General features: G+C 69.9%; 23 protein-coding genes. 16 read left to right on the forward strand and 7 right to left on the reverse strand.

Features of this window, described 5'->3' with window-relative positions; genetic code table 11:
• The first annotated feature begins 97 nt into the window (after positions 1–97).
• The gene (locus HDA39_RS06475; protein ID WP_184794328.1) at positions 98–691 is read left to right on the forward strand and encodes a TetR/AcrR family transcriptional regulator; all 594 of its coding nucleotides are present in this window, start codon (positions 98–100) and stop codon (positions 689–691) included.
• Here the strand turns inward: HDA39_RS06475 and HDA39_RS06480 are convergent, their stop codons facing one another.
• Together HDA39_RS06480 and HDA39_RS06485 are read right to left on the reverse strand one after the other, a co-directional pair.
• Complete coding sequence (locus tag HDA39_RS06480; protein WP_184794329.1) at positions 692–1,246, reverse strand: SRPBCC domain-containing protein; 555 nt, start codon at positions 1,244–1,246, stop codon at positions 692–694.
• Complete coding sequence (locus HDA39_RS06485) at positions 1,243–1,803, reverse strand: TetR/AcrR family transcriptional regulator (RefSeq protein ID WP_184794330.1); 561 nt, start codon at positions 1,801–1,803, stop codon at positions 1,243–1,245. Before HDA39_RS06485 ends, HDA39_RS06480 begins: the two co-directional genes overlap by 4 nt.
• 124 nt (positions 1,804–1,927) lie before the next feature.
• Here HDA39_RS06485 and HDA39_RS06490 point away from each other — a divergent pair, with 124 nt between their 5' ends.
• From HDA39_RS06490 to rpsA, 3 genes are all read left to right on the forward strand, one after another.
• Positions 1,928–2,821, forward strand: coding sequence for an SGNH/GDSL hydrolase family protein (locus HDA39_RS06490; RefSeq protein ID WP_202892889.1), 894 nt, complete (start codon positions 1,928–1,930; stop codon positions 2,819–2,821).
• Positions 2,822–2,855: 34 nt separating this feature from the next.
• A complete protein-coding gene (locus tag HDA39_RS06495; RefSeq protein WP_184794331.1) occupies positions 2,856–3,761 on the forward strand; it encodes a phosphotransferase in 906 nt (301 codons plus the stop codon).
• 247 nt (positions 3,762–4,008) lie between these two features.
• On the forward strand, positions 4,009–5,499 hold the full coding sequence (rpsA, locus tag HDA39_RS06500; RefSeq protein WP_184794332.1) for a 30S ribosomal protein S1: 1,491 nt from the start codon (positions 4,009–4,011) through the stop codon (positions 5,497–5,499).
• Between the two features lie 94 nt (positions 5,500–5,593).
• Here rpsA and HDA39_RS06505 read toward each other — a convergent pair whose 3' ends face one another.
• Positions 5,594–8,473 (reverse strand): AfsR/SARP family transcriptional regulator, encoded by a 2,880-nt coding sequence (locus HDA39_RS06505; RefSeq protein WP_184794333.1) that lies wholly within the window; start codon positions 8,471–8,473, stop codon positions 5,594–5,596.
• A gap of 121 nt (positions 8,474–8,594) precedes the next feature.
• On the opposite strand from HDA39_RS06505, the gene coaE reads away from it, so the two are divergent.
• The 6 genes from coaE to uvrB all read left to right on the forward strand — a co-directional run bounded on the left by coaE (position 8,595) and on the right by uvrB (position 15,468).
• Positions 8,595–9,203 (forward strand): dephospho-CoA kinase, encoded by a 609-nt coding sequence (gene coaE, locus HDA39_RS06510; RefSeq protein WP_184794334.1) that lies wholly within the window; start codon positions 8,595–8,597, stop codon positions 9,201–9,203.
• 83 nt (positions 9,204–9,286) lie between these two features.
• Positions 9,287–10,444: a zinc-ribbon domain-containing protein gene (locus HDA39_RS06515; RefSeq protein WP_184794335.1), complete on the forward strand. Its 1,158-nt coding sequence runs from the start codon at positions 9,287–9,289 to the stop codon at positions 10,442–10,444.
• On the forward strand, positions 10,441–11,448 hold the full coding sequence (locus HDA39_RS06520) for a hypothetical protein (protein WP_184794336.1): 1,008 nt from the start codon (positions 10,441–10,443) through the stop codon (positions 11,446–11,448). The genes HDA39_RS06515 and HDA39_RS06520 overlap by 4 nt, the downstream gene beginning before the upstream one ends.
• Entirely contained in the window at positions 11,445–12,443 is a 999-nt protein-coding gene (locus HDA39_RS06525) for a hypothetical protein (RefSeq protein ID WP_184794337.1), read from the forward strand. Before HDA39_RS06520 ends, HDA39_RS06525 begins: the two co-directional genes overlap by 4 nt.
• A gap of 40 nt (positions 12,444–12,483) precedes the next feature.
• Positions 12,484–13,296 (forward strand): hypothetical protein, encoded by an 813-nt coding sequence (locus tag HDA39_RS06530; protein ID WP_184794338.1) that lies wholly within the window; start codon positions 12,484–12,486, stop codon positions 13,294–13,296.
• Between the two features lie 69 nt (positions 13,297–13,365).
• Entirely contained in the window at positions 13,366–15,468 is a 2,103-nt protein-coding gene (uvrB, locus tag HDA39_RS06535; RefSeq protein WP_184794339.1) for an excinuclease ABC subunit UvrB, read from the forward strand.
• Between the two features lie 1,457 nt (positions 15,469–16,925).
• Here uvrB and HDA39_RS06540 read toward each other — a convergent pair.
• Positions 16,926–17,477 (reverse strand): GNAT family N-acetyltransferase, encoded by a 552-nt coding sequence (locus tag HDA39_RS06540; RefSeq protein WP_184794340.1) that lies wholly within the window; start codon positions 17,475–17,477, stop codon positions 16,926–16,928.
• Positions 17,478–17,634: 157 nt separating this feature from the next.
• Here HDA39_RS06540 and HDA39_RS06545 point away from each other — a divergent pair, with 157 nt between their 5' ends.
• The 3 genes from HDA39_RS06545 to HDA39_RS06555 all read left to right on the forward strand — a co-directional run bounded on the left by HDA39_RS06545 (position 17,635) and on the right by HDA39_RS06555 (position 20,203).
• Positions 17,635–18,393 carry an SDR family NAD(P)-dependent oxidoreductase gene (locus HDA39_RS06545; RefSeq protein ID WP_184794341.1) on the forward strand — a complete coding sequence of 253 codons (759 nt, stop codon included), beginning with the start codon at positions 17,635–17,637 and terminating at the stop codon, positions 18,391–18,393.
• A gap of 36 nt (positions 18,394–18,429) precedes the next feature.
• On the forward strand, positions 18,430–18,789 hold the full coding sequence (locus tag HDA39_RS06550; protein ID WP_184794342.1) for an MmcQ/YjbR family DNA-binding protein: 360 nt from the start codon (positions 18,430–18,432) through the stop codon (positions 18,787–18,789).
• A 265-nt stretch (positions 18,790–19,054) separates the two neighbouring features.
• Positions 19,055–20,203: a TerC/Alx family metal homeostasis membrane protein gene (locus HDA39_RS06555; RefSeq protein ID WP_184794343.1), complete on the forward strand. Its 1,149-nt coding sequence runs from the start codon at positions 19,055–19,057 to the stop codon at positions 20,201–20,203.
• 339 nt (positions 20,204–20,542) lie between these two features.
• Here HDA39_RS06555 and HDA39_RS06560 read toward each other — a convergent pair whose 3' ends face one another.
• From HDA39_RS06560 to HDA39_RS06570, 3 genes are read right to left on the reverse strand one after another with little or no spacing between them, the layout of a single operon-like run.
• Positions 20,543–21,409 (reverse strand): C40 family peptidase, encoded by an 867-nt coding sequence (locus HDA39_RS06560; RefSeq protein ID WP_184794344.1) that lies wholly within the window; start codon positions 21,407–21,409, stop codon positions 20,543–20,545.
• Positions 21,406–22,473 carry a mandelate racemase/muconate lactonizing enzyme family protein gene (locus HDA39_RS06565; protein WP_184794345.1) on the reverse strand — a complete coding sequence of 356 codons (1,068 nt, stop codon included), beginning with the start codon at positions 22,471–22,473 and terminating at the stop codon, positions 21,406–21,408. Before HDA39_RS06565 ends, HDA39_RS06560 begins: the two co-directional genes overlap by 4 nt.
• Positions 22,474–23,268: a serine hydrolase gene (locus HDA39_RS06570; protein WP_184794346.1), complete on the reverse strand. Its 795-nt coding sequence runs from the start codon at positions 23,266–23,268 to the stop codon at positions 22,474–22,476.
• Between the two features lie 78 nt (positions 23,269–23,346).
• On the opposite strand from HDA39_RS06570, the gene HDA39_RS06575 reads away from it, so the two are divergent.
• Genes HDA39_RS06575 through HDA39_RS06585 form a run of 3 tightly spaced genes read left to right on the forward strand, consistent with a single transcriptional unit; the run spans position 23,347 to position 25,957 of the window.
• Entirely contained in the window at positions 23,347–24,327 is a 981-nt protein-coding gene (locus HDA39_RS06575) for a cobalamin biosynthesis protein (RefSeq protein ID WP_184794347.1), read from the forward strand.
• Positions 24,324–25,004: a phosphoglycerate mutase family protein gene (locus HDA39_RS06580; RefSeq protein ID WP_184794348.1), complete on the forward strand. Its 681-nt coding sequence runs from the start codon at positions 24,324–24,326 to the stop codon at positions 25,002–25,004. The genes HDA39_RS06575 and HDA39_RS06580 overlap by 4 nt, the downstream gene beginning before the upstream one ends.
• Complete coding sequence (locus HDA39_RS06585) at positions 24,995–25,957, forward strand: DUF3500 domain-containing protein (protein ID WP_184794349.1); 963 nt, start codon at positions 24,995–24,997, stop codon at positions 25,955–25,957. Before HDA39_RS06580 ends, HDA39_RS06585 begins: the two co-directional genes overlap by 10 nt.
• Positions 25,958–25,978: the final 21 nt, after the last annotated feature.

Raw genomic sequence — 25,978 nt, forward strand, 5'->3', positions numbered from 1 at the left:
GGTCCTCCTGCTGGGTATGGATGCTGAGGCCAATGTATGCGGTGATCACAATGTAGTCAACGATCACAATGTAGGCAGTGCCGACTAAACTGCGGGCATGACCAAGCGCCCGTACCACCACGGAGATCTCCGGGCCGTCCTGCTCGAACGGGCCGGGAGTGTGCTGGACGAGAGAGGCTCCGACGCGCTGTCGCTGCGCGAGCTGGCGCGCGACATCGGCGTGAGCCCGGGCGCGCCCAGCCGCCACTTCGCGACCAAGCAGGCGCTGCTGGACGCGCTCGCGCTGGACGGCTTCGAGCGGCTCGTCGCGGACATCGCGGCCGCGGAGGGCGGCGTGGGGCCGGCGTTCGACGAGCGGCTGGGTGCGATGGCCCGCGCGTTCGTCGGCTTCTGCCTGGCGAACGCCGCACTGGTCGACCTGATGTTCTCGGCCAAGCACAGCCCGGAGGCGTCGGAGGCCCTGGGGGCTGCCGCCCATCGGTGGATGGCGCAGGGACTCGAGCTGGTCAGTGAAGGTCAGCGCCGGGGTGAGGTCCGCGACGGGCCGTTGGATCGGGTCGCGCTGACGGTGTTCGCTCCGCTGCAGGGGTACGTCGGGTTGGCGGTCAGCGGCGTACCGCTGCCGGAGGCCGCGGACCGAGGACTCGACGACGTGATCGAGTCCATCGTCCGCGGCTGCCGGCCGGACTAGCTAGGACTGCTCGGCCCGGGTCGCGATCGCCTGGTTCATCGCGTGGAACTGGGGCTCGATGGTGTCGCGCAGCATGCCGGCGGTGAAGGGGACAGCAACGCCTCGGAAGACCTCCTCCTGGACGAGCTTGCTGCGGCCGTTCGGGAGCGGCTCGATGCGGAAGGCGTGCTCGCCGTCGAAGACGCCGCCGAAGCCGATCTTGCCGATCCAGCGCAGCTCGCGGCCGGGCTCGACGGCGAGCAGCTCGGGGGTGAACTCGGTGTCCTTGCCGTTGGTGTCGCGCAGCACGTTGGTGATCGTCGTACCGGCCTTCAGCTCGCCGGTCGACGAGATGATGAACGGGTTCCAGTCGGGGTAGTGCTCGCGGTCGGTGAGGACCGTCCAGACCTGGTCGGGGGTCGCGTCGATCTCGAGCTCGGTGTGCAGGACGGTCGGGCGGGCGATCGCGACGACGGAGTACCCGATCAGCAGGATCAGCAGGGCTCCGAGAGCGAGCAGCAGGCGGCGGCGGGCAGGGCGCCGGCGTACGGGGGTGGTGGTGGCGGTGGTGGTCATCGGGGCTCCTCGGGTCCTAGGACGCTGGTGATGAGCGTCCGGGCGTAGTCAGGGGTGAGTGGCTCGCCGGTGACGAGGAGCCGGTAGTAGAGCGGGCCGACCAGCTGATCGACCAGTACGGCGGGCGCGACGTGGTCGAGCACGAGCCCGGCCTGCTGCGCGTTGGCCACGACCGCGGTGACCGCCTGGTGGCGGCCGGCCCACAGGGCGCGGACGGCGTCGCCGACGCGTGGATCGCGGGCCGCCGCGGCGGCCAGGTCCGCGATCAGCGTCGTCGGAGTGGCCGCGAGGTTGGCGGCGATCGCCGTGACCAGCTCGGTCAGGTCGCGGCGGGGATCGTCGCTCGGCTCGAAGGGGACGTCCTCGCGCAGGGTGACGATCAGCGCGACGACGAGCTCGGCCTTGGTCGCCCAGCGCCGGTACAGCGTGGTCTTGGCGACCCCGGCCCGTTCGGCGACCCGATCGATCGACAGGCCGTCGTACCCGCCGTGCCGGAGTTCCTCGGCGGCGGCGGCGAGCACTCGGCCGTCGATCGCGGCGTTCCTGGGTCTGGCCATGGAGTTACGATACCGCAGTATCGAAATGAAGTCGAACGGCTCGAGGTCTTGCCTCGGCAGCGAGCAGTGCCCATGCTGTTGCGAACTGTTACTGGCCGGTCACTTAACGTCGAAGGGCAGCGCGATGCAGATGAGATCAGTACGGGTCCGAGTGGTCGCCGCCGTTGCCGCGGCGGGTCTGGTGGTCGCGGGTTCGGTGACCACGCCGGCGGCCGCGGCGCCACCGCTGGTGTACGTGGCGATGGGCGACTCGTTCGCCGCCGGCTCGCTGGTCCTGCCGGCCAAGGAGGTGCTCACCTGCGCGCGCTCGGCGGTCAACTACGCGTCGCTGATCGCCCAGCAGCTCAAGCCCGCGAAGTTCCGTGACGTGACCTGCGGCGGCGCGACGACCAACCACTTCCCGAACCCGCAGCCGGGCATCATCGCGGGGACGGCGGCACCGCAGTACGACGCGCTGAGCGAGGACACCACGGTCGTCTCGGTCGGGATCGGCGGCAACGACATCGGCCTGGTCGGGCTCGCGGTCTCGTGCGTGAACCTGCTCCCGCAACCGGTCGGGACGTCCTGCAAGGCGACCAACACCGCGGGCGGCGTGGACCGCCTCGCGCAGAAGATCGACGCGTTCGCGCCGACGTACGGGACGGTGATCGAGCAGATCCGGGCCCGGGCCCCGCACGCGAAGATCCTGATGGTCGGCTACCCGACCGGGATCAAGAAGGGCGGCTGCTGGCCGGTCGTGCCGGTCTGGGGTGCCGACGCGGACTACCTGCAGGCGGCGCTGACCCGGTTGAACACGCGAATGGCGGAGCAGGCGAACGCGCACGGCGCGACGTACGTCGACCTGGCGACGCCGAGCGTCGGTCACGACATGTGCAAGAGCGCCGGGACGCGGTGGATCGAGGGGCTGATCCCGAGCCTGACGACGAACGGTCTGGTGCCGCTGCACCCGAACGCGGCCGGGCTGCGCAACGCCGTACCGACGGTCCTGGCGGCGATCGGTACTCCGGCGAAGGTCTGACGGCTTGTCGGTCGGTGCTGGCAGGATCGTCGCCGTGGATGGATTCGAGGCGATCGCTGCCAGCGCCGTACCGCTGACCGGTGGGTACGGCGGGGAGACGTTCGCGGTCAGCGCGGCCGGCGAGGACGCCGTGCTGAAGCTGTACGCGAAGCGGCCGGGACGGGCGGCGGTCGACGCGGCGTTGCTGCGGCTGGTCCGCGGGCTGCTGCCGGTGCCGCGGGTGCTGGACGCGCAGGTGGATCAGGTGGACGGCAATCCGACGTACGTGCTGACGGAGCGGTTGCCGGGGATGAATCTCGAGACCTTCCTCGTGGAGGCTGACGAGCGGCAGCGGGTCTCGGTGGGGGAGCAGTTGGGGGAGTTGCTGGTTCGGTTGAGCGGGATGCCGTTCCTGGCCTTCGGGGAGTTCGTCGGGAGTGGGCTCGCGATCGAGTCGTTCGGGGCCGGCGGGCTCGACGAGTGGCTGGAGTGTCATGTCGAGGCGCTCGGGCTTTCGCGTGGTCAGGTGGAGAACCTGCGGGACGTCGTCGCCGAGGCCGGGGACCTGGCCGACAGTGGAGCCGACCGGTTCTGTCTGGTGCACAGCGACTTCAATCCGAAGAACCTGCTGGTCGATCCGGCGACTGTCAGGATCACCGGGCTGGTCGACTGGGAGTTCGCGCACAGCGGTACGCCGTACGGGGATCTGGGGAACCTGCTGCGGTTCGGCGATGATCCGGTGCTGGAGCGAGCGGTGCTGGACGTTGTCCGGGGGAGTGGGCTGGACCTCGGCGACCGGCTGGTCGAGCGGGGTCGCGCGGCCGACCTGTGGGCGCTGATCGACCTGGCCGCGCGGTCCGGGCAGAACCCGGTGGCGACCGCCGCGCACAGCTTGATCACCCGGATGGCCGACACGGGAGACCTGTCGGCGGGCCGTCCGGATCCGGACGTCGTACATTGAGATCAGCAGGACGTCGGGTGACCTCGGCGGGCGGCCGGGAGGGACCGGGTGCCCCGGGTTGTGCTGCCCCAGCCGGTACACGTATTCTGTGAGATGCGCTATGGGCCCGCGCGACCTCGGACGGAGCAGGCTCGTGCTCGCAGCAGTCGGTGGTGAATCTGTCCTCAGAGCTTTCCAGCGGTTTGGTGCGATCCAACGGCCCGTGCGCAGCCGTACGACACCATCAGCCCACGGAGCAACCCACCACATGACGGCCAGCATCGAGGCACCTCTCGACCCCGCAGTGCGCACCACCCCGCAGGTAGCGGTCAACGACATCGGGTCGGAGGAAGACTTCCTCGCGGCGATCGATCAGACCATCAAGTACTTCAACGACGGCGACATCGTTGAAGGGACCATCGTCAAGGTCGACCGGGACGAGGTTCTCCTCGACATCGGTTACAAGACCGAAGGCGTCATCCCCTCGCGCGAGCTGTCGATCAAGCACGACGTCGACCCGAACGAGGTCGTCAACGTCGGCGACCACGTCGAGGCCCTGGTTCTCCAGAAGGAGGACAAAGAAGGCCGCCTGATCCTTTCGAAGAAGCGCGCCCAGTACGAGAAGGCCTGGGGCACGATCGAGAAGATCAAGGAAGAGGACGGCGTCGTCACCGGTACCGTCATCGAGGTCGTCAAGGGTGGCCTCATCCTGGACATCGGCCTGCGCGGCTTCCTGCCCGCGTCGCTGGTCGAGATGCGCCGGGTCCGCGACCTCCAGCCGTACGTCGGCCAGGAGATCGAGGCCAAGATCATCGAGCTCGACAAGAACCGCAACAACGTGGTCCTGTCGCGTCGCGCGTGGCTGGAGCAGACGCAGTCCGAGGTGCGGATGAACTTCCTCACCCAGCTGCAGAAGGGCCAGATCCGCAAGGGTGTCGTCTCCTCGATCGTCAACTTCGGTGCGTTCGTGGACCTCGGCGGCGTCGACGGTCTGGTGCACGTCTCGGAGCTGTCCTGGAAGCACATCGACCACCCGACCGAGGTCGTCGAGGTCGGCCAGGAGGTCACCGTCGAGGTGCTGGACGTCGACATGGACCGCGAGCGCGTCTCGCTGTCGCTGAAGGCGACCCAGGAAGACCCGTGGCAGCAGTTCGCCCGGACCCACCAGATGGGCCAGATCGTGCCCGGCAAGGTCACCAAGCTGGTGCCGTTCGGTGCGTTCGTCCGCGTCGAGGAGGGCATCGAGGGTCTGGTGCACATCTCCGAGCTCGCCGAGCGTCACGTCGAGATCCCGGAGCAGGTCGTCCAGGTCAACGACGACGTGATGGTCAAGATCATCGACATCGATCTCGAGCGTCGCCGGATCTCGCTGTCGCTGAAGCAGGCCAACGAGGGTGTCGACCCGGTCTCCGACGACTTCGACCCCACGCTGTACGGCATGGCGGCGACGTACGACGACCAGGGCAACTACGTCTACCCCGACGGCTTCGACCCCGAGACGGGCGAGTGGCTCGAGGGCTTCGACTCGGCGCGTGAGGAGTGGGAGCGGCAGTACGCCGAGGCCCACGCGCGCTGGGAGGCGCACAAGAAGCAGATCGAGGACGCCAAGACGGCGGACGTCGAGGCCGGCGAGGCGTCGACGTACTCCTCCGCCACCGGCGGCGGCGCGGCTCCGAAGGACGACGCTCCCGTCGAGGGCGCGCTCGCATCCGACGAGGCGCTCCAGGCTCTCCGCGAGAAGCTGACCGGCCAGGGCTGATCCACCCGCAGTACCCGAGACCCCCGCACCCCCGTACTGGGTGCGGGGGTCTCGCCTTTTCCCGGCAGACCTGCCCAGCCGCCCCGTGCTCGAGCTAGCTGCCTGTGGTGGCCAGGAGGGCCTGGAGCGACTCGGCGTTGAGTTCTGGGGAGCCGGTGAGGTTGTTGGTGGTGAGGATGGTGAGGGCCTGGTGCCAGTGGTGGCGGGCCTCGGCCGGGTTACCGGATTTCTGGTGGGCGTGGCCGAGGTTGGCCAGGGAGACTGCTTCGCCCCAGCGGTCGCTGAGGGCTCGGCAGAGGGTGAGGGACTGTTCGTAGAGGGCGGTCGCGGTGGTGTGGTTGCCGCGGGCAACTTCTGCGGTGGCGAGGGTGTCGAGGGCGAAGGCTTCTGCCCGGCGCTCGCCTGAGAGGTGGTTGCGGTGGACGGCTTGTTCGGCGGCGGCGCAGGCCTCGTCGGGGCGTCCGTCGGCCAGGTACATCTGGGCCATGCTCGCCAGGTTGCGGGCGATTTCGACGTGGTCGTCCGGGGCCAGGGCCGCGATGGCCTGCTGGTGGTGCTCGATGGAGGCCTGCGCGTCACCGGCGTACCGGAACATCCGGCCGAGGACGGTGAGGACCGAGGCCCGGCCGCGTTCGGCGTCGAGGGTGTCGAACAGCTTCAAGGCGTGGGTGAGGTGCTCGGAGCATCGCGGGAAGTCCCGGCGGTGCAGGTAGGCGGCCCCGAGGCCCTCCGCCAATGTGGCTTCCGCGAGAAGGTCGCCGGTACGGCGAGCAGCTTCGAGCCCGACGCGCTGCAGTTCGAAGAGCTCGTCGAAGGCCCGCAGGTAGATCAGGTACGGCCAGAGCGCGAAGGCAAGCCGGTACGCCGCGCGGTCGTGCCCGTGGCGGACCGCGTCGTACACCGCCGCGATCAGGACGTGCCGCTCGGAGGTGAACCAGTCAGCAGCCGTTGGCGTCGCGTCGAACGTCAGCGGCGTGACCCCGGGCAGCGGCGAGCCGAAGTGCAGCAACGGCTCCGCCCGCTCCAGCATGACCTTGCCGTTGAGCGCCGAGTGGGCGTACCAGTCCAGCAGCCGGGCGCGCGCCGCCTCGCGTTCAGTCGGCTCCTCGACCTGCTGGACCAGGGTGTTCGAGTAGAGCCGCAGCAGGTCGTGCAGCTGGTACCGCCGGTCAGGCTGCTCCAGCAGGTGAGCCCCGACCAACCCGTCCAAGCACTGGGCGGCTTCGGCCTCGGAGGTCGCGGCCAGCGCGGCAACAGCTCCCAGCCCGAGGTCCTGCGCCGGCTGCAGCGCCAGCAACCGGAACATCCGGGCCTGCCCAGGTGCCAGCACCCGGTACGACCAGTCGAAGACGACCCGCAGCGCGCCGTCGTCGTCCTCGTCCACGTCCAGTACGCCGAGCCGGTCCGGGTGATCCCGCAGCTCAGCGATCAACGCCCGTACGCCGGCCTCCGGTTCCCTGGTGACCCGCTCGGCCGCGATCGCCAGCGCCAGGGGTAGCTGCCCGCACAGCTCGCTCAGCTCAGCGATCTCGGCGGCGGTCGCCTGCACGTGGTGCGGCTCGAAGGTCGCCGTCAGGTACGCCGCGGCGTCGTCGGCACCGAATCGGTGGAGTGCGACTCGGTGGGCTCCTTCGCGCGCGGCCAATGAGCGCAGCTGGCTGCGGCTGGTGATCAGCACGAGGCAGCCGGAGCCGGGCAGGAGTGGGCGCACCTGCTCGGCGTCGCGGGCGTTGTCGAGTAGTAGCAGCACCCGGCGGTCGGCGAGAACGGTCCGCAGCATTGCGGTCCGTGCTGGGCCGCGCTCGGGGATCTGGGCGCCGGGGACGTCGAGAGCGCGCAGGAGGGTGTCCAGGGCGGTGTCGGGGTCCATCGGCTCGCCGGGGCCGTAGCCCTGGAGATTGAGGTAGAGCTGGCCGTCGGGGAAGCGGTCGGCGACTCGGTGGGCCCAGTGCAGGGCGAGGGAGGTCTTGCCGACGCCGCCTTGGCCGTGGACGGCGAGGATCGCCAGGGGGTGGTGGTTGCCGATGCCGATGCCGGTGCTACTGGTGTTGCCGGAGCCGGAGCCGGAGCCGGAGCCGGAGCCGCTGGCGCTGCCGGCGGTGCTGGCGGTGCTGGCGCTTTGGGGGTGGTCGCTACCGGTCCTGGGCTCTCCGCTCAGGGCGTCGAGGCGGTCCAGCGCGGCGGCTCGGCCGGTGAAGCGGGCTGGGCCCGGTGGAAGCTGCCGCGGTGCAGCCCGGGCTGGTCGCTTGGGGTCGGTGGCCTCCAGCAGCTCGGCGTGCAGGCCGCGCAGCTCGGCGACCGGGTCGACGCCGAGCTCGTCGGCGAGGCGGCGGCGCAGTTCGTCGTACAGGTTGAGGGCCTCGGCTGGTCTGCCCGAGTGACTGAGTGCCGTGAGCAGGCGTAGCCACAGGGACTCGCGGAGCGGGTACTTGGCGGTGAGCTCGCGCAGAGGTGGCAGTACGACGTCCTGGCGGCCGGCGGCGAGGTCCAGGTCGATCCGGCGTTCGGTGGCGGACAGGTAGGCCTCGGTCAGCCGGGGCGCTTGCTCCCGGTCGAGCCAGTCCGAGCGGATGCCGCCGAACGGTTCGCCGCGCCACAGAGCCAGCGCGGCGGTGAGCAGGTCGCGCTCGGCCGCCGGATCGCTTGCCAGGCTGGCCTGTTCGAGCAGCTGGGCGAAGACGAGAGCGTCGACCTGCTGCGGGTCGACGCGGAGCGCGTAGCCGCCCGGAGTGGTGTCCAGACTGATGTCCGGCCCGAGCAGCGTGCGGAGCCGGGCGACCGACGTGTGCACGCTGGGCCGCAGGTTGGCCGGCGGGTCGTCGCCCCACAGACGCTGGCCGATCGCGTCGACGGAGACAGCGTCCGGCACGGCGAGAGCGAGGACCGCCAGGAGAGCGCGGACGCGACCGGTCAGGCCGGGAAGCGGCTCGTCGTCGCGCAGCGCCTCGAACGGCCCCAGCAGCCGGATCTCCAAGTCGGTCCTCCTGTGTACGTGCGCCCATTCTCCGGGACACCAGGGGCGACGGCCCGTGCGAGCGGGTGGTTCGTTCGGCAGCCGGACGGGCCGGGGCTCGGCCACTCGGTAGGGTGCAGGCGTGCTAAGAGTTGGGTTGACCGGGGGAATCGGGTCGGGCAAGAGCTCTGTGTCGCGGCGGCTGGGGGAGCGGGGGGCCGTAGTGATCGACTCCGACATGCTGGCGCGGGAGGTGGTCGCGCGGGGGACCGACGGGCTGGCTGAGGTCGTCGCGGCGTTCGGCGACGGCGTACTGACGGCCGAAGGCGAGCTGGACCGGCCCGCTGTAGGCAAGCTTGTCTTCGGTGACGAGACCGCCCGGCGGAAGCTGGAGGCGGTGATCCACCCTCGCGTCCGGGCTCGGGCGGCCGAGATCGAGCGGTCGGCGCCGGACGACGCGGTCGTGGTGCACGACATCCCGCTGCTGGTGGAGACCGGTCAGGCGGACAAGTTCGACCTGGTGCTGGTGGTCGACGTACCGGTCGAGGTCCAGGTCGAGCGGCTGACCGCGCAGCGCGGCATGGCCGAGGACGAGGCGCGGCGGCGGATCGCCGCGCAGGCCTCCCGTGAGGAGCGCCTGGCCGCCGCGGACGTGGTGATCGGCAACGCGGGCGGCCTGGACGAGCTGGACCGCCGGGTCGACGAGGTCTGGGCCGAGCTGAAAGGGCACGGTCCGGACACGAAAGCGTGACCCCCGCCCGGGAAATGATGATTTCCGGCCGGCCTGTACGAGAATCACGCCGGTCCCGCACGGCCTAGCTAGGGAGAAAGCGCGTGGAGTGTCCCCGCTGCGGCTCCGAGGTCCCCGACGTCTCGCAGTTCTGCCACCACTGTGGCACCGGACTGCGGTCGGCGGACCCGGGGCGCAAGAAGGCGTACGCCGCCAGACCGGACGAGCCGGTGGCTTCGTTCAAGCTGGTGTCGACGATCATGCCGCAGGGCTCCGGCCAGCAGCCGTACACCTACAAGGTGGCGCTCGGCGTCGCGCTGCTGCTCACCGTGGTGACGGCGGCGGTCGGTGCGCTGCCGGTGGCGATCATGGTGGCCGCCTTCGCGATCCCGATCGTCTACATCCTCTACCTGTACGACGTGAACCTCTGGGAGGACGAGCCGGTCCCGGTCGTCGCGGCGGCGTTCCTGCTGACCGGCGTCCTGGCGGCGGTGTTCACCTGGCTCTGGTCGGACCGGATCGGCCTGTCGCTGGACACCATCGGCAGCAACGACGCCGGCCCGGTCGGCCGTGACCTGCTGATCCTGCTGCTGCTCGTCCCGGTCGTGTCGGTGCTGATCCAGCAGGCCGGACCGCTCTACCTGGCCTCCAGGCCCCGGTACGACGACCTGATGGACGGCTTCACCTTCGGTGTGGTCGCCGGTGTCGGGTTCGCCTGCTTCGAGACTCTCGTCCTGCACTGGGGCTGGATCAGCGGCGGGTTCGCCGGTCCGGGCTCCGGTGCGGGGACGTGGATCTCGGTCGTCGTCCTGCAGGGGTTCGTGAAGCCGCTGATCTACGGGTCGGCGGCCGGACTGGCCGTGGCGGAGTTCTCCGGGCTGGGCGAGAAGTACGACGGGTTCACCCCGCGCTGGGTGATCGGTGTGCTGCAGGCGATCGCGGTGAACGCGCTGTTCCAGGGCGGGGTGTACCTGCTCGGCTTCGTCGGCGGACAGGGCTCCTGGATCGGAGCGGTCCTCGGAGTGATCTGGGGCCTGCTGCTGCTCGGCGCACTGATCGTGCTGGTCCGGACCGTGCTGCACAAGGGCCTGCTGGAAGCAGCGCTCGAGTCGGCTGCTCGCGGTGGGTCGAACCACGCGTCGGGCGAGCAGGCGTTCTGCACGCGGTGCGAGATGCCGTTGCTGCCGCACTCGGACTTCTGTTCGGCCTGTGGCAACGCGGTGCGATCGGTGCCCAAGTCGGAGCGAGGGGTCGTGGCATGAGCAACCAGCAACCGCCGTACCAGGGCCGGCCGCCGCAGCAGCCGCCGTACCAGGGGCCGCCTCCGCAGCAGCCGCCCTACCAGGGCCAGCCTCCGCAGGGACAGCCGCCGTACCAGGGGCCGCCGCAGCAGCCGCCGTATCAGCAGGGGCCTCCGCCTCAGCAGCCGCCTTATCAGGGTCAGCCGCCGTACCAGGGACGCCCTCCGCAGCAGCCGCCGTACCAGGGTCAGCCGCCCTACCAGGGTCCGCCGCAAGGCCAGCCGCAGTACCAGCAGCAGCCGCCGTACCAGCAAGGGCCTCCGCCGCAATACCAGCAGCAGTACCCGCCGCAGCAGCAGTGGGGTCCGCAGGGACAGCAGCAGTTCCAGCCGCGCGGTGGGCGTGGCCAGGGCAGCAAGAAGATCCTGGTGCTCGCCGGTGGTGCGCTCGCGGTCGTGGTGGTGATCGGTGTCGTGCTGGCGCTGGTCTTCGGCCGCGGCGACGACAACACGGTGCAGCCGAGCCCGGACCCGCAGCCGACCAGCCAGCCCAGTCAGAACGCGGACAAGGGCATCGAGGTCGGGGAGGGCGTGTTCGTCGATCCGGCCTCGGGGTACCTTCGCAAGACGCTGGAGGGCTTCAAGGGCGTCTACCTGCTCAAGCAGGGGGAGGGCTACTTCATGGTGCAGACCATCAAGGCCGGCAAGGACACGGCCGACACCGTGCTGCCGATCCTGATCGCGAGCGAGAAGAAGGCGCGGCCGACCGGGTTCAAGACCAAAGCGGTGCAGAAGGACACGCCCGGCGCCGACGACAAGACGCCGGTGAAGCAGGTCTCCACCCAGGCGTTCCAGTCGACCTCGACCGGTCAGGGCGGAAGCTTCGGCGTGGTCGGGTTCATCGGCGTGATCGAGCGCGACGACGGGATCATGACGATCGTTCAGGTGTACGGCCGGCAGGACAAGTCCGCGACGTTGCAGCCGGACTCGACGGCCATGTTCAGGTCGGTGGTTGCGAGCCAGTGAGCAACAAACGCGACAAGAGCCAGCAGCCCGACAACCCTTGGGTCCGCAAGACGGGTCCGGACGACGACGGCGACGACGGCGCGGCGCCCGAGGAGGAGCTGCCGCCGTCCCCGTGGTCGCTGGAGGTTCCGCCACGCCCGTCTCCCTGGACCGACCCTGCCGGGCCGGCCGCACCGGCCAACGGTGGTTGGGGCCGGGCCAGCACGGACCAGCCGACCGCACCGGACCGTCCGGCCACGCCTGACTCCGGTACGGCGGCAGCCGGCGGCTGGGGCAAGACTGACGAGTCCGCCGCTGGTCCTGGTGCTGGGTCTGGTGCGACCGAGACCAGCTCCTCCTGGGGAGACAAGGTCGGGTCGCCGTCGCTGCGGCGTCCGGAGCCGGTCAAGAAGAAGCCGCCGGTCCCGCCGCTGCTGCTACCGATCGCGGGCGGGCTGGCGGTGGTCCTCCTGGTCGCCGTGGCGCTCGTCGTACTGACCGGTGGTGACGACAAGGCCAAGACGCCGACTCCCACGGTGACGACGCCGCCGGCTTCGACGTACACGCCGCCGGCGAACGCGATCGCCGTCGACCACGGCGTCTCGATCGTCCCGGCCAACGGCTGGAGCCTGCTCGCCACGGAGACGCAGGGCAAGCAGCTGGTCACCTACGCCCCGAACCGCGAGCCGCTGGCGTTCCTGTGGGTCCGGCAGAAGCTGAACGTGTCCGCGAACACCTACCTGCTGGGCATCGTCGAGGGTGAGACCGAGAACGAGAACACCCAGCTGGGCGACGTACGGAACCTGCCGTGCCCGAAGGACGTCTTGGTGGAGTGCGTCGCGATCACTTACACGTCCACCACCGCCAAGTCCGGCAAGGTCCAGGGCTCGGTGGAGGTCTACCGGCGCAAGGACGGTGTCGTGACCGCGCTCGACTTCCGCAGCAGCGCGACGTACGCCGCGAAGGCCGAGTCCGAAGCAGCGCCGATGAAGCAGTCGGTCATCGACAGTCTGTGACCACCCAGCTCAACCAGACGACACAGCGCGAGAGGCCCTGATGAGTCAGCAGTACGGACCTCCCCAGAACCAGTACCAGCCGCCCAGTCAGCCTCCTGGCCAGCCGCCGGCTGGTCAGGGTGGCTGGGGTCCGGGTCCTGGCTACCCGCCGCAGTACCGGCCGGGTGGACGGAAGAACCGCAGGACCCAGTGGATCGTGATCGGCGGTGCCGCGCTGGCCGTCGTACTGATCGCGACTGGGGCGGTCCTGCTGGTCACCGCGGGCAAGAAGGACACTCCCGCCGCACCGGTGGCCGGGACCACGCTGACGCCGGCGCCGGTCGGCACGATGTACACCCCGCCGGCGCCGTCGCCGACCGTCACGCAGATCACCAAGGGCCCGTACGACAAGGGCGTGGAGATCGGTGGGGGAGTCTGGTTCACGCCGGCCAAGGGCTGGGTCAAGGACCCGGACAAGACCCGCTCCGGCCACAGCTACCTGCTGCCCGAGCCCGGCCGTCCGGGGGCGATCGACGGGTACTTCTGGATCCGGCAGACCAAGCTCATGGGGGCCAAGGCGTTCGCCGAGCACCTGGTCGACGTCGAGTCGAACAACCTGGACCACGTGGTGATCGGCAAGGGCGGCTTCCGGCCCTGCCCGAACAAGGCGCTCAAGCTCTGCTACGCGACCAACTACTCCGCCGTGGTCACCGTGAAGGGCAAGAAGCCGGTGGTCTTCTCCGGGTTCGTCCAGGCCTTCGAGGACTTCACCGGCCAGACCACGGCGACCGACGCGGCGCTGCAGCGCGAGGTCTGGCCGAAGCGCAAGCAGGAGATCCTGAACATGAACGGGACCCTGGTCCGCTCCTTCTGACCGCCTTTCCGTACGGCGTACGGATCGCGATTTCGGAAACTGTCGGCGCGGGGTCGTACGGTGGAGGGCATGAGACAGGTCTCGGATCTCCAGCGTATGGTCGCGCCCCTCGAGGTGGTGTCCGACTTCGATCCGGCGGGTGACCAGCCGGCCGCGATCGCCGAGCTCGAGCGGCGGATCAACGCCGGCGAGCAGGACGTCGTCCTGCTGGGTGCCACCGGTACCGGTAAGACGGCGACGATGGCGTGGCTGGCGGAGAAGATCCAGCGGCCGATGCTGATCCTGCAGCCGAACAAGACGCTGGCCGCGCAGTTCGCGACCGAGCTGCGCAGCTTCTTCCCGGAGAACGCGGTCGAGTACTTCGTCTCGTACTACGACTACTACCAGCCCGAGGCGTACGTCCCGCAGACCGACACCTACATCGAGAAGGACTCCTCGATCAACGAGGAGGTCGAGCGGCTGCGGCACTCGGCGACCTGGTCGCTGCTGACCCGGCGCGACGTCGTCGTGGTGGCGACGGTCTCCTGCATCTACGGCCTGGGCTCCGCCGACGAGTACCTGAACCGGATGATCCACGTGAAGGTCGGCGACGAGATGGATCGCGACGGCCTGCTCCGCAAACTGGTCGGCGTGCAGTACGCGCGCAACGACCTGGCCGGCACCCGTGGCACGTTCCGGGTCCGCGGCGACACGCTCGAGGTCTTCCCGGTGTACCAGGAGCTTGCCGTGCGGGTGGAGTTCTTCGGTGACGAGATCGAGCGGGTGATGACGCTGCACCCGCTGACCGGCGAGGTGCTCAGCGAGGAGAGCGAGCTCTACATCGGCGCCGCGACGCACTACGTCACCGCGCCGGAGAAGATGGAGCGCGCGATCACCTCGATCGAGGCGGAGCTGGCCGATCGGCTGGCCGAGCTGGAGCGCGGCGGGCAACTGCTGGAGGCGCAGCGGCTGCGGATGCGGACGACGTACGACATCGAGATGATGCGTCAGATCGGCACCTGCTCCGGCATCGAGAACTACTCCCGTCACACCGACGGCCGCGAGGCCGGGACGGCGCCGCACTGCCTGCTGGACTACTTCCCCGAGGACTTCCTGCTGGTGATCGACGAGTCGCACGTCACCGTGCCGCAGATCGGCGGGATGTACGAGGGCGACATGTCGCGTAAGCGGACCCTGGTCGAGCACGGCTTCCGGCTGCCGTCCGCGATGGACAACCGGCCGCTGCGCTGGGAGGAGTTCCTGGAGCGGATCGGCCAGACCGTCTACCTGTCCGCGACTCCGGGGCAGTACGAGCAGGACAAGTCCGACGGGTTCGTCGAGCAGATCATCCGGCCGACCGGCCTGATCGACCCCGAGGTGATCGTCAAGCCGACCAAGGGCCAGATCGACGACCTGATCCACGAGATCCGGCTCCGGGTCGAGAAGAACGAGCGCGTCCTGGTCACCACGCTGACCAAGAAGATGTCCGAGGACCTGACCGACTACCTGCTCGAGATGGGCATCCGGACCAGGTACCTGCACAGCGAGGTCGACACGCTGCGCCGGGTCGAACTGCTCCGCGAGCTCCGGATGGGCGAGTACGACGTCCTGGTCGGCATCAACCTGCTGCGCGAGGGCCTCGACCTGCCGGAGGTGTCGCTGGTCGCGATCCTCGACGCGGACAAGGAAGGCTTCCTGCGGTCGGGCCGCTCGCTGATCCAGACCATCGGCCGCGCGGCCCGGAACGTGTCGGGCGCGGTGTTCATGTACGCCGACAAGATCACGCCGTCGATGGAGATGGCGATCGACGAGACCAACCGGCGGCGCGCCAAGCAGGTCGCGTACAACACCGAGAACGGCGTCGACCCGCAGCCGCTGCGCAAGAAGATCGCCGACATCACCGACATGCTCGCCCGCGAGGACGCCGACACCGCCGAACTCCTCGGCAACGGCCGGACCCAGTCCCGCGGCAAGGCACCGGTCCCCGGCGGCGGCAAGAAGGCCGGCGACAAGGCCAAGGAACTGGCCGGCGGCCTCCCGTCCTCCGACCTGGCCGACCTGATCCAGCAACTCACCGACCAGATGCACAACGCCGCCGCGGAGCTGCAGTTCGAGGTCGCGGCCCGCTACCGCGACGAGATCTCCGAACTGAAAAAGGAACTCCGCCAAATGGTCAACGCCGGCGCGAAGTAGACCTGCTGGCCGGGGCCGCTGTGTCCCACCGCCCAGCCGCGAGCCCACAAGCTCAAGCCCCGCCCTCGCCCCGGATGGCGAGGGCGAGGACCGACTCCACGCCCAGACGCCTCAAGATGTGCTGACAGACGGACTGGTACCCGGCCAGGCAGTCCAGCCCGCGACCTAGTGGCGAGCGGACGTCCGAGCCTGCGCGCGGGGGAGGCCTCGAGCTCCAGCCCCTCGTCCCGGTGGAGGGCGCGCCCGAGCCGGGGCGGGGAGGCTTCAAGTCCCAGCCCAGGACCCGGTGGCGGCAGGCGTGGGCCGAGCCCGCGCGCGGAGGTCTCAAGTCCCAGCCCCTCGTCCCGGTGGAGGGCCTGCTGAGCCCGTGCGGGGAGGCTTCAAGTCCCAGCCCAGGACCCGGTGGCGGCAGGCGCGGGCCGAGGGTCTCAAGTCCCAGCCCTCTACTCGGTGGCGAGGGCGCGGCGTGCCGTGCGAGGAGGCTTCAAGTCCCAGCCCTCGACTCGGTGATGGGTGGCGCAGTGCAGCGCCTGCGACTACTCGGCTGTCCCGGGCGGCGTCGGTTCGGTGATGTGGAGGCAGCGCGGTGATGCTGCCGCAGCTTGGGCCGCCGGATGGTGGTGTGGTCGACCCCGCACCCGAGGGTTAGTTCCAGGTCCCGCCCCGTGGCGAGGGCGCGGCCGAGCCCGCGCCCGGAGGCTTCACGTCCTAGCACCCGATCCGGTGGCGGGTGGTGCGTGCCGGGCCTGCGCCCGGAGGCCTCAGGTCCCAGCCCTCGTCGCGGTGGCGAGGGTACGGCCGAGCCCTCGCGGGGAGCCTCGAGTCCCGCCCAGGACCCGGCAGCGGGAGGCGCGGGCCGCGCCTGCGCCCGGAAGCAGCCGCAGGCCGAACTCATCCCGAGCCCGATCGCCATGGTGTCAAGCCCCAGCGCTCGACTCGGTGATGGGTGGCGCGGTGTTGCGCCGGCGACTACTTGGGTGTCTCGGGCCGCATCGGTTCGGTGATGTGGAGGCAGTTGGGTGCCGGTGGGACGGCTTGGGCTGCCGCCGGGGTGGCGCGGCCGAGCCCGCGCCCGGGGTTAGAGTCCCGGGCCCCCGCCGACCGTGCTGAGGGCGTCACCGCCCCCACGCCCGGAGGCTTCAAGCCCAGCCCTCGATCCGGTGGCGGGTGGTGCGGGCCGAGCCTGCGCTGGAGTCCTTGAGCCCCAGCCCTCGACTCGGTGGTGGGAGGCGCGGAGTTGCGCCGGCGATCACCTGGTTTGGTCGCGGTGGGTGGTGTCGGGACAGATGAGGTGGAGGTAGTGGAGGGGTGCGGGTGTGGCGGGTTGGGGCGCTGGCTGGTGGTGGGGGTGCGGGGCCCGCGCCCCGGGGCGCAAGTCTTTGCCCTCGACTCGGTGGTGGGTGGTGCGGTGCTGCGTTGGCCACCACCTGGTTTTGTGGTGTGGTGTTGCGCGGGGGCTACTGGGTTTGTGGCCAGGGGGTGGTTTTGGGCCAGGCTATGCGTAGGCAGTGGGGGTTGCCGGTGAGGCGGGTGGGGTTGCCGCCTGGGGGTGGGACCTGGGCTTTTTCTACGGTGGTGCCGCCGCTTGTTCGGTAGAACTGTTGGGCGGAGGTGTTCTGTTCGAGCACCCACAGGTACATCGCCTGGTGTGTGGCCTGGTTGGTGACGGCGGCGGCCGCGTGGGTGAGCAGGGTGGTGCCGATTCCTAGGCGGTGCTGGTCGTGGCGGACGTGGAGGTTGTCGACCAGGCTGCCCCACTCGGGGTCGTGGTCGAGCATCACGTGGACGAAGCCGACCAGGCGGTCGTCGTACTCCGCGAGGACGGTCGCCGTGCCGGTTGGTGTGGCCAGGCGGGCTGTCCAGACCGCGTTGCGTTCGACCGCTATGTCCCCGTCGAGGAACGCGTCGGCGTACGCGCCGCGGTAGTGGCGTCGCCAGCTGTCCGCGTGCAGTTCGGCGACCTGCGCGGCGTCGTCCGGGCCGGCGGACCGGAGCACGACCGGGCTCACCGGGACACCTCCGATGCGTCGTCGGAGGTGGTGGAGAGGATTGTGCAAGAGGTTGCTCGCATCGTTCTACCGTTCCCGCAGGTCAGATTGATGGAATAGGAGGAGTCGGTTTCCGAGAGCGCGCCGAGCGCTCCAGTTTGGACAAGGTGGACAACTCATGCAGGTCGCACTGGTGACAGGTGGCAGTTCGGGCATCGGACGGGGCACGGCGTACCGGATCGCCGCGCGGGGGATGGGAGTGATTCTCACCTACGGCGGCAACGAGCAGGGCGCGCTCGACACTGTCTCAGCGATTGAGAAGGACGGCGGGACCGCGGTCGCGCTGCCGCTCGACCTCGGGCGTTCGGAGACCTTCCCGGCGTTCCGCGACGCCGTCGTCCGAGCGCTGCGGGAGACCTGGCAGGTCGAGACCCTCGGCGCCCTGGTCAACAACGCCGGCTTCCCGCAGACCGAAGCTTTCGGCGAGGCCACCGAGGAGGTCTTCGACCGCCTGTACGCCGTACTGCTGAAAGGCCCGTACTTCCTGACCCAGACCCTGCTGCCGCTGATCGAGGACCACGGCGCGATCGTCAACGTCAGCAGCAACTCCTCGATGCACACCAACGCCGAGCCCGGCTACAGCGGCTACGCGACGATGAAGGGCGGGCTCAACGTGATGACCCGGTTCCTCGCGAAGGAGCTCAGCCCGCGCGGTATCCGCGTGAACGCGGTCGCTCCCGGCTCCACGCTGACTCGCCTCGGTGGCGACGCCTTCGACAAGTACCCCGAGGTGATCCCCGTCCTGGCCGCCAAGACCGCGTTCGGTCGGGTCGGCGACCCCGACGACATCGGCCAGGTCATCACCGCCCTGATCTCCGACGAGACCCGCTGGGTCACCGCGCAGATTCTGGAAGCCTCCGGCGGCTACGGCCTCTGAGCCGGCGGTCGTATCGTTCAGCCCAGGAGGTGGGCGATGCGACTGACCGGGAAGGAACTGCTCGAGCACTGTCTGGCCAAGCCGGGCGCTTGGCAGGACGAGCCGTGGGAGGGCGACGTGGTCGCGAAGGTGAGCGAGAAGATCTTCGCGTTCCTCGGCGACGAGTCGGTCGGGATCAAGTGCGGGGCCAACCGCGACGAGGCGGACGAGCTGGTCAACGCCTATCCCGATGACGTCGGCAAGATGGCCTACATCGGGCGATCGGGCTGGAACACGGTCCGCCTCGGCGGCGCCGTACCGGATGACGAGATTCTCGAACTGGTCGACGCGTCGTACACGACCGTGGTCGGCAAGCTGCCCAAGAGCCGGCGCCCGCCTGGGCACACCACGCAGTGATCAACCTGATCACACAGCGAAGTTATTCCCGCGGCGGAGCGTGATCATTCCGACATGCGGGTACCGGGTCGCCGATTTGGAAACTTGGACATCGACCCGCCAGAATGGTGGGAGTTTTGAAGGGGAGTATTCCTTCGCGGCGGTATCGTCATCACGGTCAGGGAGTTCGTCTCCACGCCCGGTACCGCCGGCCAGGCCCGAGGATTCGAGCCAGGCGGAAGAGACCTTCGGAGTCCACTTTCGCTTGCGCTCCGGAGGTTTGCCTGTGCACGTCCACGATTACGTCTGGTACATCACGGTCGGGGTGCTGCTCGCGCTGCTGGCGTTCGACGTCTTCATCATCGGCCGTCGCCCGCACGAGCCCACCACCAAGGAATCGGCCACCGCGATCGCGTTCTACGTCGGTCTCGCGGTCGTCTTCGGCCTCGGGGTCTGGGTCTTCTCGGGCGGTCAGTACGCCGGGGAGTTCTTCGCGGGCTGGCTGACCGAGTACAGCCTCAGCGTCGACAACCTGTTCATCTTCCTGATCATCATGGCCAGGTTCCAGGTGCCCAGGAAGTACCAGCAGACCGCGCTGCTGATCGGCATCATCCTGGCGCTGTTCTTCCGCGGCATCTTCATCGCCGTCGGTGCCGCCGCGATCAACCAGTTCTCCTGGGTCTTCTACCTGTTCGGCGCGTTCCTGGTCTACACCGCGGTGCACCTGGCCAAGCAGGGCGAGAACGACGATGACGACTACAAGGAGAACGCGGTCATCCGGTTCGCCCGCAAGCGGCTGAACGCGACCGACGAGTACAACGGCGTCAAGCTGACCGTGGTCAAGAACGGCAAGCGGCTGTTCACCCCGATGGCGATCGTGATCGTCGCTCTCGGTACGACGGACCTGCTGTTCGCGCTCGACTCGATCCCGGCGATCTACGGCCTGACCCAGGAGCCGTTCCTGGTCTTCACCGCCAACGTCTTCGCGCTGATGGGTCTGCGGCAGCTGTACTTCCTGCTCGGTGACCTGCTCAAGCGCCTGATCTACCTGTCGCTCGGCCTGTCGGTCGTGCTCGCGTTCATCGGGGTGAAGCTGGTCCTGCACGCGATGCACGAGAACGAGCTGCCGTTCATCAACGGTGGTGAGCACATCAAGTGGGCGCCGGAGATCCCGATCTCGGTGTCGCTCGGCTTCATCATCGTGACGCTCGGCATCACCACGGTCCTGAGCCTGTGGAAGTCCCGCAAGATCGCCGCCGCCGAGGCGGCGAACGGTGGGCCGGCCAACGGCGAGGCGGCGCCGGCCGAGACCGCCGGCGGCGAGCTGGACGAGTCGACGCCGCGGCCGCAGGACGACGTGGACCCGCGCACCAAGGCGGAGATCGACGGCCTCCCGGAGCCGGAGCCGCACGAAACGGACTCGAAGAAGCCCTGACCTGGTAAGAGCACAAGCGCCCGCACCGGATCCCCGGCGCGGGCGCTTGTGCTGTTGGGTGGGGGTTGGGGGTGGGGGGGCAGCGTCGCCCCGACGCCACCCGCTGCGCGGGGGCGGGGTGGTTGCCGCGCTTGCGCGTCAGAGTCGGCCGGCCAAGACCATTGCGCGGAGGCGAGGCCGTCGCCGCGCTTGCGCGTCGGAGTCGGCCGGTAGAGACCGCTGTGCCGGGGTCGGTCGGCGGACACCACTGCGCGGGGCGGGGCGGTTGCCGCGTTTGCGCTTCAGGCTCGGCTGGCCGAGACCGTTGGGCGGGGGCGAGGCGGTCGCCGGGCTAGTGGTTCAGAGGCGGCCGGCTGCGACCAGGGTTGCGCGGCGTTCGGGGAGGAGGGGCTCGTTTTCGAGGAGCTTGCCGGTCTCTGAGGCGTGCAGCATGCCTTCGGGCGAGACGAAGCCGACGTGGTGGACCTGCTGGCCGGGGCGGGCGAAGAAGTACAGGTCGCCCGGCTTCGCCTCGTCGATCGCCACGGACTCCAGTGCGTCGGCCTGGTCGTGGGCGTCGCGGGGGATTCGCTGGCCGAGGACCCGGCTGACCGCGTGGATCAGGCCCGAGCAGTCCAGCCCGTACGCCGAAGTGCCGCCCCACAGGTACTCGAGCCCGAGGAAGAGCGACCCCAGGCGCAGGCGGTCCTCGGGGGTGGCGGGTGTGTCGACGGCGCGCAGGGAATCGTCGGCGAGCCAGCCGAAGGCGCCGTCCGCCAGGGCGACGCGGGTGAAGCCGTCCGCGTGGTCGACCGAGGAGAGGACCGTCCCGAAAGACAGGTCGGCGATCGCTCCGGCGCCTGGTTCAGCCGTCAGTGACGTCACCGGGACAGTCACGGCGACCGGCGCGGTCGCCGAACCGGGCAGCTCGCCCAGGTGCGCCGACGGGACCCAGCCCGGGTAGCCCAGCTCGTCCTGGGACGACGGCTGCCAGGGCGCGACGATCTCGGACCAGCCGTCGCGTTCCGAGCGGACGATCACCGGTTCGCCGTACAGGAGTTGGGTGAGCGTCCGGCCGTGCAGGCCCAGGCGCGTCTCCGTGTCCATCGATTTCGCCCAGGCGGCGGCGTCGGGCGCGGCGGCGACCGCGGGGGCGTCGATGGCACGGGGTGCTTCGGGGGAGGTCCACACGGTGCTGACCGGGACCTTGGCGGCTACTACCTTCATGCGATCAAGCCTGTCACGCCGAGCCCAGGAGTCGAGGGCAGATGGATGGTGGACCCTTCGTAGGTGATCCCGCCGTCGACCGGCGGCTGCCGCAACCACCAGGCCGCGTCGAGATCGTTGACGGCCGTCGTCGGGTACGCCGCGACCAGCGCGGCCGCCGCGCCGACACCGACGTGGCTCTCCATCATCGAGCCGACGATCGCGCCGAGCCCGTGCTCGCGGGCCAGTTCCAGCAGCGTCCGGGCCGGCCCGAGCCCGCCGCACTTGGCGAGCTTCACGTTGACCAGGTCGGCCGCGCCGTGCCGGATCACGTTCACCAGGTCCCGTACGCCGTACACGCTCTCGTCGGCCAGGATCGGCGTGCTGACCCGGTCGGTGATCCAGGCCATTCCCTCCAGATCGGCCGCGGCGACCGGCTGCTCGACCAGTTCGATCGCGCAGCCCGCATCCTCCAGCGCGCGGATCGCGGTGACGGCGTCGCGGCGGTTCCAGCCCTGGTTCGCGTCCAGCCGGATCTTCGGCGAAGGACCGACGGCCTCGCGCACCCGGCGTACGCGCTCGAAGTCGGCGGCCGCGTCGCCGGTCCCGACCTTCACCTTCAGTACGTCGAACCCGTCGCGCACCCGATCCTGAGCAGCGGCAACCAGCGCGTCGGCGTCACCGGCCGACAGCGTGACGTCGGTCCGTACGGTCGTCGCGGTCGAGCCGAGGAAACCTTGCAGCGTCAGCCCGACGCGCCGCGCCGCGAGGTCGTGCAGCGCGACGTCGACCGCGGCCTTGGCGCCGAAGTTGCCCTGCGCCGAGCCCTGCAGACGCCGCAACGCCTCGGTCAGGTCGTCCGGCCCGAGCCCGTCGAGCGCTATCGCGATCGGACCTTCGACGCAGGCCTGCGCGCCGGCCAGCGATTCGCCGGTCACCTTCCAGACCTGCGGAGCCTCACCCCAGCCGGTGTGCTCGCCGTCGCTGATCGAGACCAGCAAGGACTCGGCATGGGTCGCGGTCCGGAGCGCCGTCACGAACGGCGTGTGCAGCGGCGCCGACACCAGATGCGTGGAGAGCTTCATCTAGCGCACCGCCCCGAGGTCGTGCCGGTGCTGCCAGGCCTCGGCCGCGATCGCCGCGATCAGCTGCTGCGCGTCGCGATCGGGCAGGTCGGACGTCGTACAGACGACCAGCACGAACGGGTCCGCGTCGGCCGGGCGGACGATGCCGCCGTCGTGCCGGATCCGCAGGTCCCAGCCGTTCTTGTGCTCGACGCGGGTGCCGTCGGGGACACCCGCGGGGATCTCGCCGTTCCACTCGTTCGCGGCCAACAGGTCGCGCAGGTATTGGTTGCCAACAGCACCCAGTACGCCGGCCAGGCCGGCCGGCGTCATCAGATTGCTGATCCCTGCCTGCTGGGCGCCGGAGTCGTCGATGCCACGCCGGATCACACTCTCGTCTCCAGCGAACTCGGTCAGTACGGCGTTCGCCGCCTCGACGCCGACCAGTTCCAGCACCAGATCCGTCGCCAGGTTGCTCGACCGCGTGATCATCTCCCGGGCCAGCCAGCTCAACGGAACCTCCGAGCCGAGCTTCTCCCAGGTCGCCGGCGCCTCGTCCTCCGCGCGGTTCACCCCGAACCGCCCGCCGGCCGCCGACGCGAAGTCGTTGTGCACGGTGACCGGCTGGTCCAGCGCGAGCTCGCCCGCGTCGACCTTGCGCAGCATCGCCATCGCGACCGGCAGTTTCATCGTGCTCGCCGAGTAGTGCGGCCGCTCCGCCTCGTGCGTGAACACCGCGACGCCGTCCGTCCGGCCGAGCCAGACACCGAACGCGCCCTGGCCCTCCACCCCGCGCAGCAGGTCAGCAATTCCCATGGTCGTTACTTTTCCACATCCCGGGCAGATCTGAGGTAGCGGGCTTGCGGAGCGGACCCGCCTGGCAGACTGCCTTGCGTGTCCAGAGCACTCGGCCTGATCCTCGGCTTCGCCGCCGACCGCGTCCTCGGCGACCCGCGCCGTTTTCACCCGGTCGCGGGCTTCGGCCGAGCCGCGTCCCGGCTCGAGGGCGTCGCGTACGCCGACTCACGAGCAGCCGGTACGGCGTACGCAGCCGTGCTCGTCGGTTCGGTCACCGCCGCGGGCGTCGCCGCCGAGCGGCTCACCAAGGACCGGCCGGTCGCGCGGACGCTGGTGACGGCCGTGGCGACCTGGGCCGTCCTCGGCGGGCGGAGCCTGGAGCGCGAGGCCTCGGTCATGTCCGGCCTGCTGGAGGCGAAGAACCTTCCGGCGGCGCGCGAGCGGCTGAGTCACCTCTGCAGCCGCGACGCCACGGATCTCGATGCCGACGAGTTGGCCCGCGCGACTGTGGAATCGATCGCGGAGAACACGAGCGACGCGACGGTGGCGCCGCTCGTGTGGGGTGGGCTGTTCGGTGTGCCGGGGTTGGTCGGCTATCGCGCGGCTAACACGCTCGATGCGATGGTTGGGTACAAGTCGGGGCGTTATCTCAGGTTCGGTTGGGCTTCGGCGCGGTTCGATGATCTGGTCAACCTGGTGCCTGCTCGGGTCTGTGCGGTGCTGACTGGGCTGGCGTCAGGGCGGCCGCGCGAGGCCTGGCGGATCTGGCGGCGCGACGCCGGCGGACATCCGAGCCCGAACGCGGGACCGGTCGAGGCGTCGTTCGCCGGCGCGCTCGACCTGCGGCTCGGCGGGACCAACACGTACGGCGAGGAGATCGAGGACCGCGGCACGCTCGGTGACGGGCTCCGGCCGGGCGTCGCCGACGTCCGCCGTACGGCCGTGCTCGCGAGGAGAGTGTCGTACGGCGCGGCAGCCGTCGCGGCGATTCTGGCGATCGCGGGCAAGCAGGTCGCGGGCAGGCAGCTCGCGAGCGAGCAGGTCGCGCGGCGGCGTACCGGACGGGGAGCACGATGAGTCTGAGCCAGCGGCCGCTGCGGATCGCGCTGATCCGGCACGGCGAGTCGGTCGCCAACCTGGACAAGTCGGTCTACGAGACACTGCCCGACCACTCCGTCCCGCTGACTCCGCACGGGCACGAGCAGGCGGCCGAAGCGGGCAAGCACCTGCGCACGCTGTTCGAGGACGAGCCGGTCCGCGTCTACGTGTCGCCGTACCTGCGGGCCTTGCAGACGCTCGACTCGCTCGGGCTGGACGACCTGATCGGTATCGCCCGGGAGGAACCGCGGCTGCGCGAGCAGGACTGGGCGAACTTCCAGGACACCGAGGACATCGAGCGGCAGGAGCAGTTGCGCGACTCGTACGGGCACTTCTTCTACCGGTTCACCCACGGCGAGTCGGGCTCGGACGTGTACGACCGGGTGTCGAGCTTCCTGGAGACGATGCACCGCGACTTCGAGACGCCCGACTCGCCGCGCAACGTGCTGCTGGTGTCGCACGGGCTGACGATGCGGCTGTTCTGCATGCGCTGGTTCCACTGGTCGGTGAAGTTCTTCGAGACGCTGCGCAATCCGGACAACGCCGAGACGCGCGTGCTGCTGCGGCAGCCAAACTTCCGGTACAAGCTGGATCGGCCGTTCGAGCAATGGACGCACTACGAACCGAAGGATGGGGAGCGTTCGGCATGGTTGTAGAGCAGACCCGCAAGACCGCCCTGGAACTGCTGGATGCGCTGACGTCCGAGCAGCGGGCGAAGGCTACGGCGCCGTTCGACACCCCGGACCATCGTGAGTGGACCTATCTGCCGGGTGACCGGCCCGGACTGCAGCTGACCGAGCTGACCGCTGAGCAGGAGCAGCACGTGCACCGCCTGCTCGAGCTGGCGTGCAGCGAGCGCGGTGTGGGCGACGCACTGGCGACCATGGCCGCCGAGATCATCCTGCGCGAGTTGCCGGACGTCGGTGCGACCGGTGGCTGGCAGGGCACGGTCGTGGGGGAGCGCTACTTCCTGCGCATCCTCGGCGACCCGTCCGGCACGGACCCGTGGGCCTGGCGCCTCAACGGCCACCACCTGGCCCTGCACGTGACACTGGTCGGCGACCGGATCTCCTTCGTCCCCAACTTCATCGGCTCCAACCCTGCTGAGGTCCGCCAAGGCCCGTACGCCGGCCGCCGCTTCCTGGCCGCCGAGCACGACCTGGGCTTCCAGCTCCTCCACGCCCTCGATTCAAGCCAGCGCGAGGTCGCCGTCGTCTCCACTGCGGCTCCGGACGACATCCTCACCCGCCACGACCCGGTGGCCGACGCTTCCCTCCTGCACCGAGGCATCGCGTACGGCGACCTGCAGGACTCCCAGCAGGACCTCTTCACCCGCCTGCTCGACCAGTACGTCGGCCGAGCCGCCCAGCCGATCGCCGAGCAGGCCTGGGCCAACCTCCGCGACCAGGGCCTCGACCACCTCACCTTCGCCTGGGCCGGAGCCCTCCAGCCCGGCGCCGGCCACTACTACTCCATCGCCGGCCCCACCTTCCTCGCCGAGTACGACAACACCCAGTCCGACGCCAACCACATCCACTCCGTCTGGCGAGACCTCGACAACGACTGGGGCCAGGACCTCCTGGCCGCCCACTACGCCGCTCACCGCTGATCACAGCTGAGGCCGGTCGGC

This window comes from Kribbella italica, assembly GCF_014205135.1.
In the GTDB taxonomy this organism is placed as follows: Bacteria; Actinomycetota; Actinomycetes; order Propionibacteriales; family Kribbellaceae; genus Kribbella; species Kribbella italica.

Bases quoted from the DNA above. Each gene is read 5' to 3' on its own strand.
- HDA39_RS06475 (WP_184794328.1), top strand. From the start codon at position 98: ATGACCAAGCGCCCGTACCACCACGGAGATCTCCGGGCCGTCCTGCTC.
- HDA39_RS06480 (WP_184794329.1), bottom strand. From the start codon at position 1,246: ATGACCACCACCGCCACCACCACCCCCGTACGCCGGCGCCCTGCCCGC.
- HDA39_RS06485 (WP_184794330.1), bottom strand. From the start codon at position 1,803: ATGGCCAGACCCAGGAACGCCGCGATCGACGGCCGAGTGCTCGCCGCC.
- HDA39_RS06490 (WP_202892889.1), top strand. From the start codon at position 1,928: ATGCAGATGAGATCAGTACGGGTCCGAGTGGTCGCCGCCGTTGCCGCG.
- rpsA (WP_184794332.1), top strand. From the start codon at position 4,009: ATGACGGCCAGCATCGAGGCACCTCTCGACCCCGCAGTGCGCACCACC.
- HDA39_RS06520 (WP_184794336.1), top strand. From the start codon at position 10,441: ATGAGCAACCAGCAACCGCCGTACCAGGGCCGGCCGCCGCAGCAGCCG.
- HDA39_RS06530 (WP_184794338.1), top strand. From the start codon at position 12,484: ATGAGTCAGCAGTACGGACCTCCCCAGAACCAGTACCAGCCGCCCAGT.
- uvrB (WP_184794339.1), top strand. From the start codon at position 13,366: ATGAGACAGGTCTCGGATCTCCAGCGTATGGTCGCGCCCCTCGAGGTG.
- HDA39_RS06545 (WP_184794341.1), top strand. From the start codon at position 17,635: ATGCAGGTCGCACTGGTGACAGGTGGCAGTTCGGGCATCGGACGGGGC.
- HDA39_RS06550 (WP_184794342.1), top strand. From the start codon at position 18,430: ATGCGACTGACCGGGAAGGAACTGCTCGAGCACTGTCTGGCCAAGCCG.
- HDA39_RS06560 (WP_184794344.1), bottom strand. From the start codon at position 21,409: ATGAAGGTAGTAGCCGCCAAGGTCCCGGTCAGCACCGTGTGGACCTCC.
- HDA39_RS06565 (WP_184794345.1), bottom strand. From the start codon at position 22,473: ATGAAGCTCTCCACGCATCTGGTGTCGGCGCCGCTGCACACGCCGTTC.
- HDA39_RS06570 (WP_184794346.1), bottom strand. From the start codon at position 23,268: ATGGGAATTGCTGACCTGCTGCGCGGGGTGGAGGGCCAGGGCGCGTTC.
- HDA39_RS06580 (WP_184794348.1), top strand. From the start codon at position 24,324: ATGAGTCTGAGCCAGCGGCCGCTGCGGATCGCGCTGATCCGGCACGGC.
- HDA39_RS06585 (WP_184794349.1), top strand. From the start codon at position 24,995: ATGGTTGTAGAGCAGACCCGCAAGACCGCCCTGGAACTGCTGGATGCG.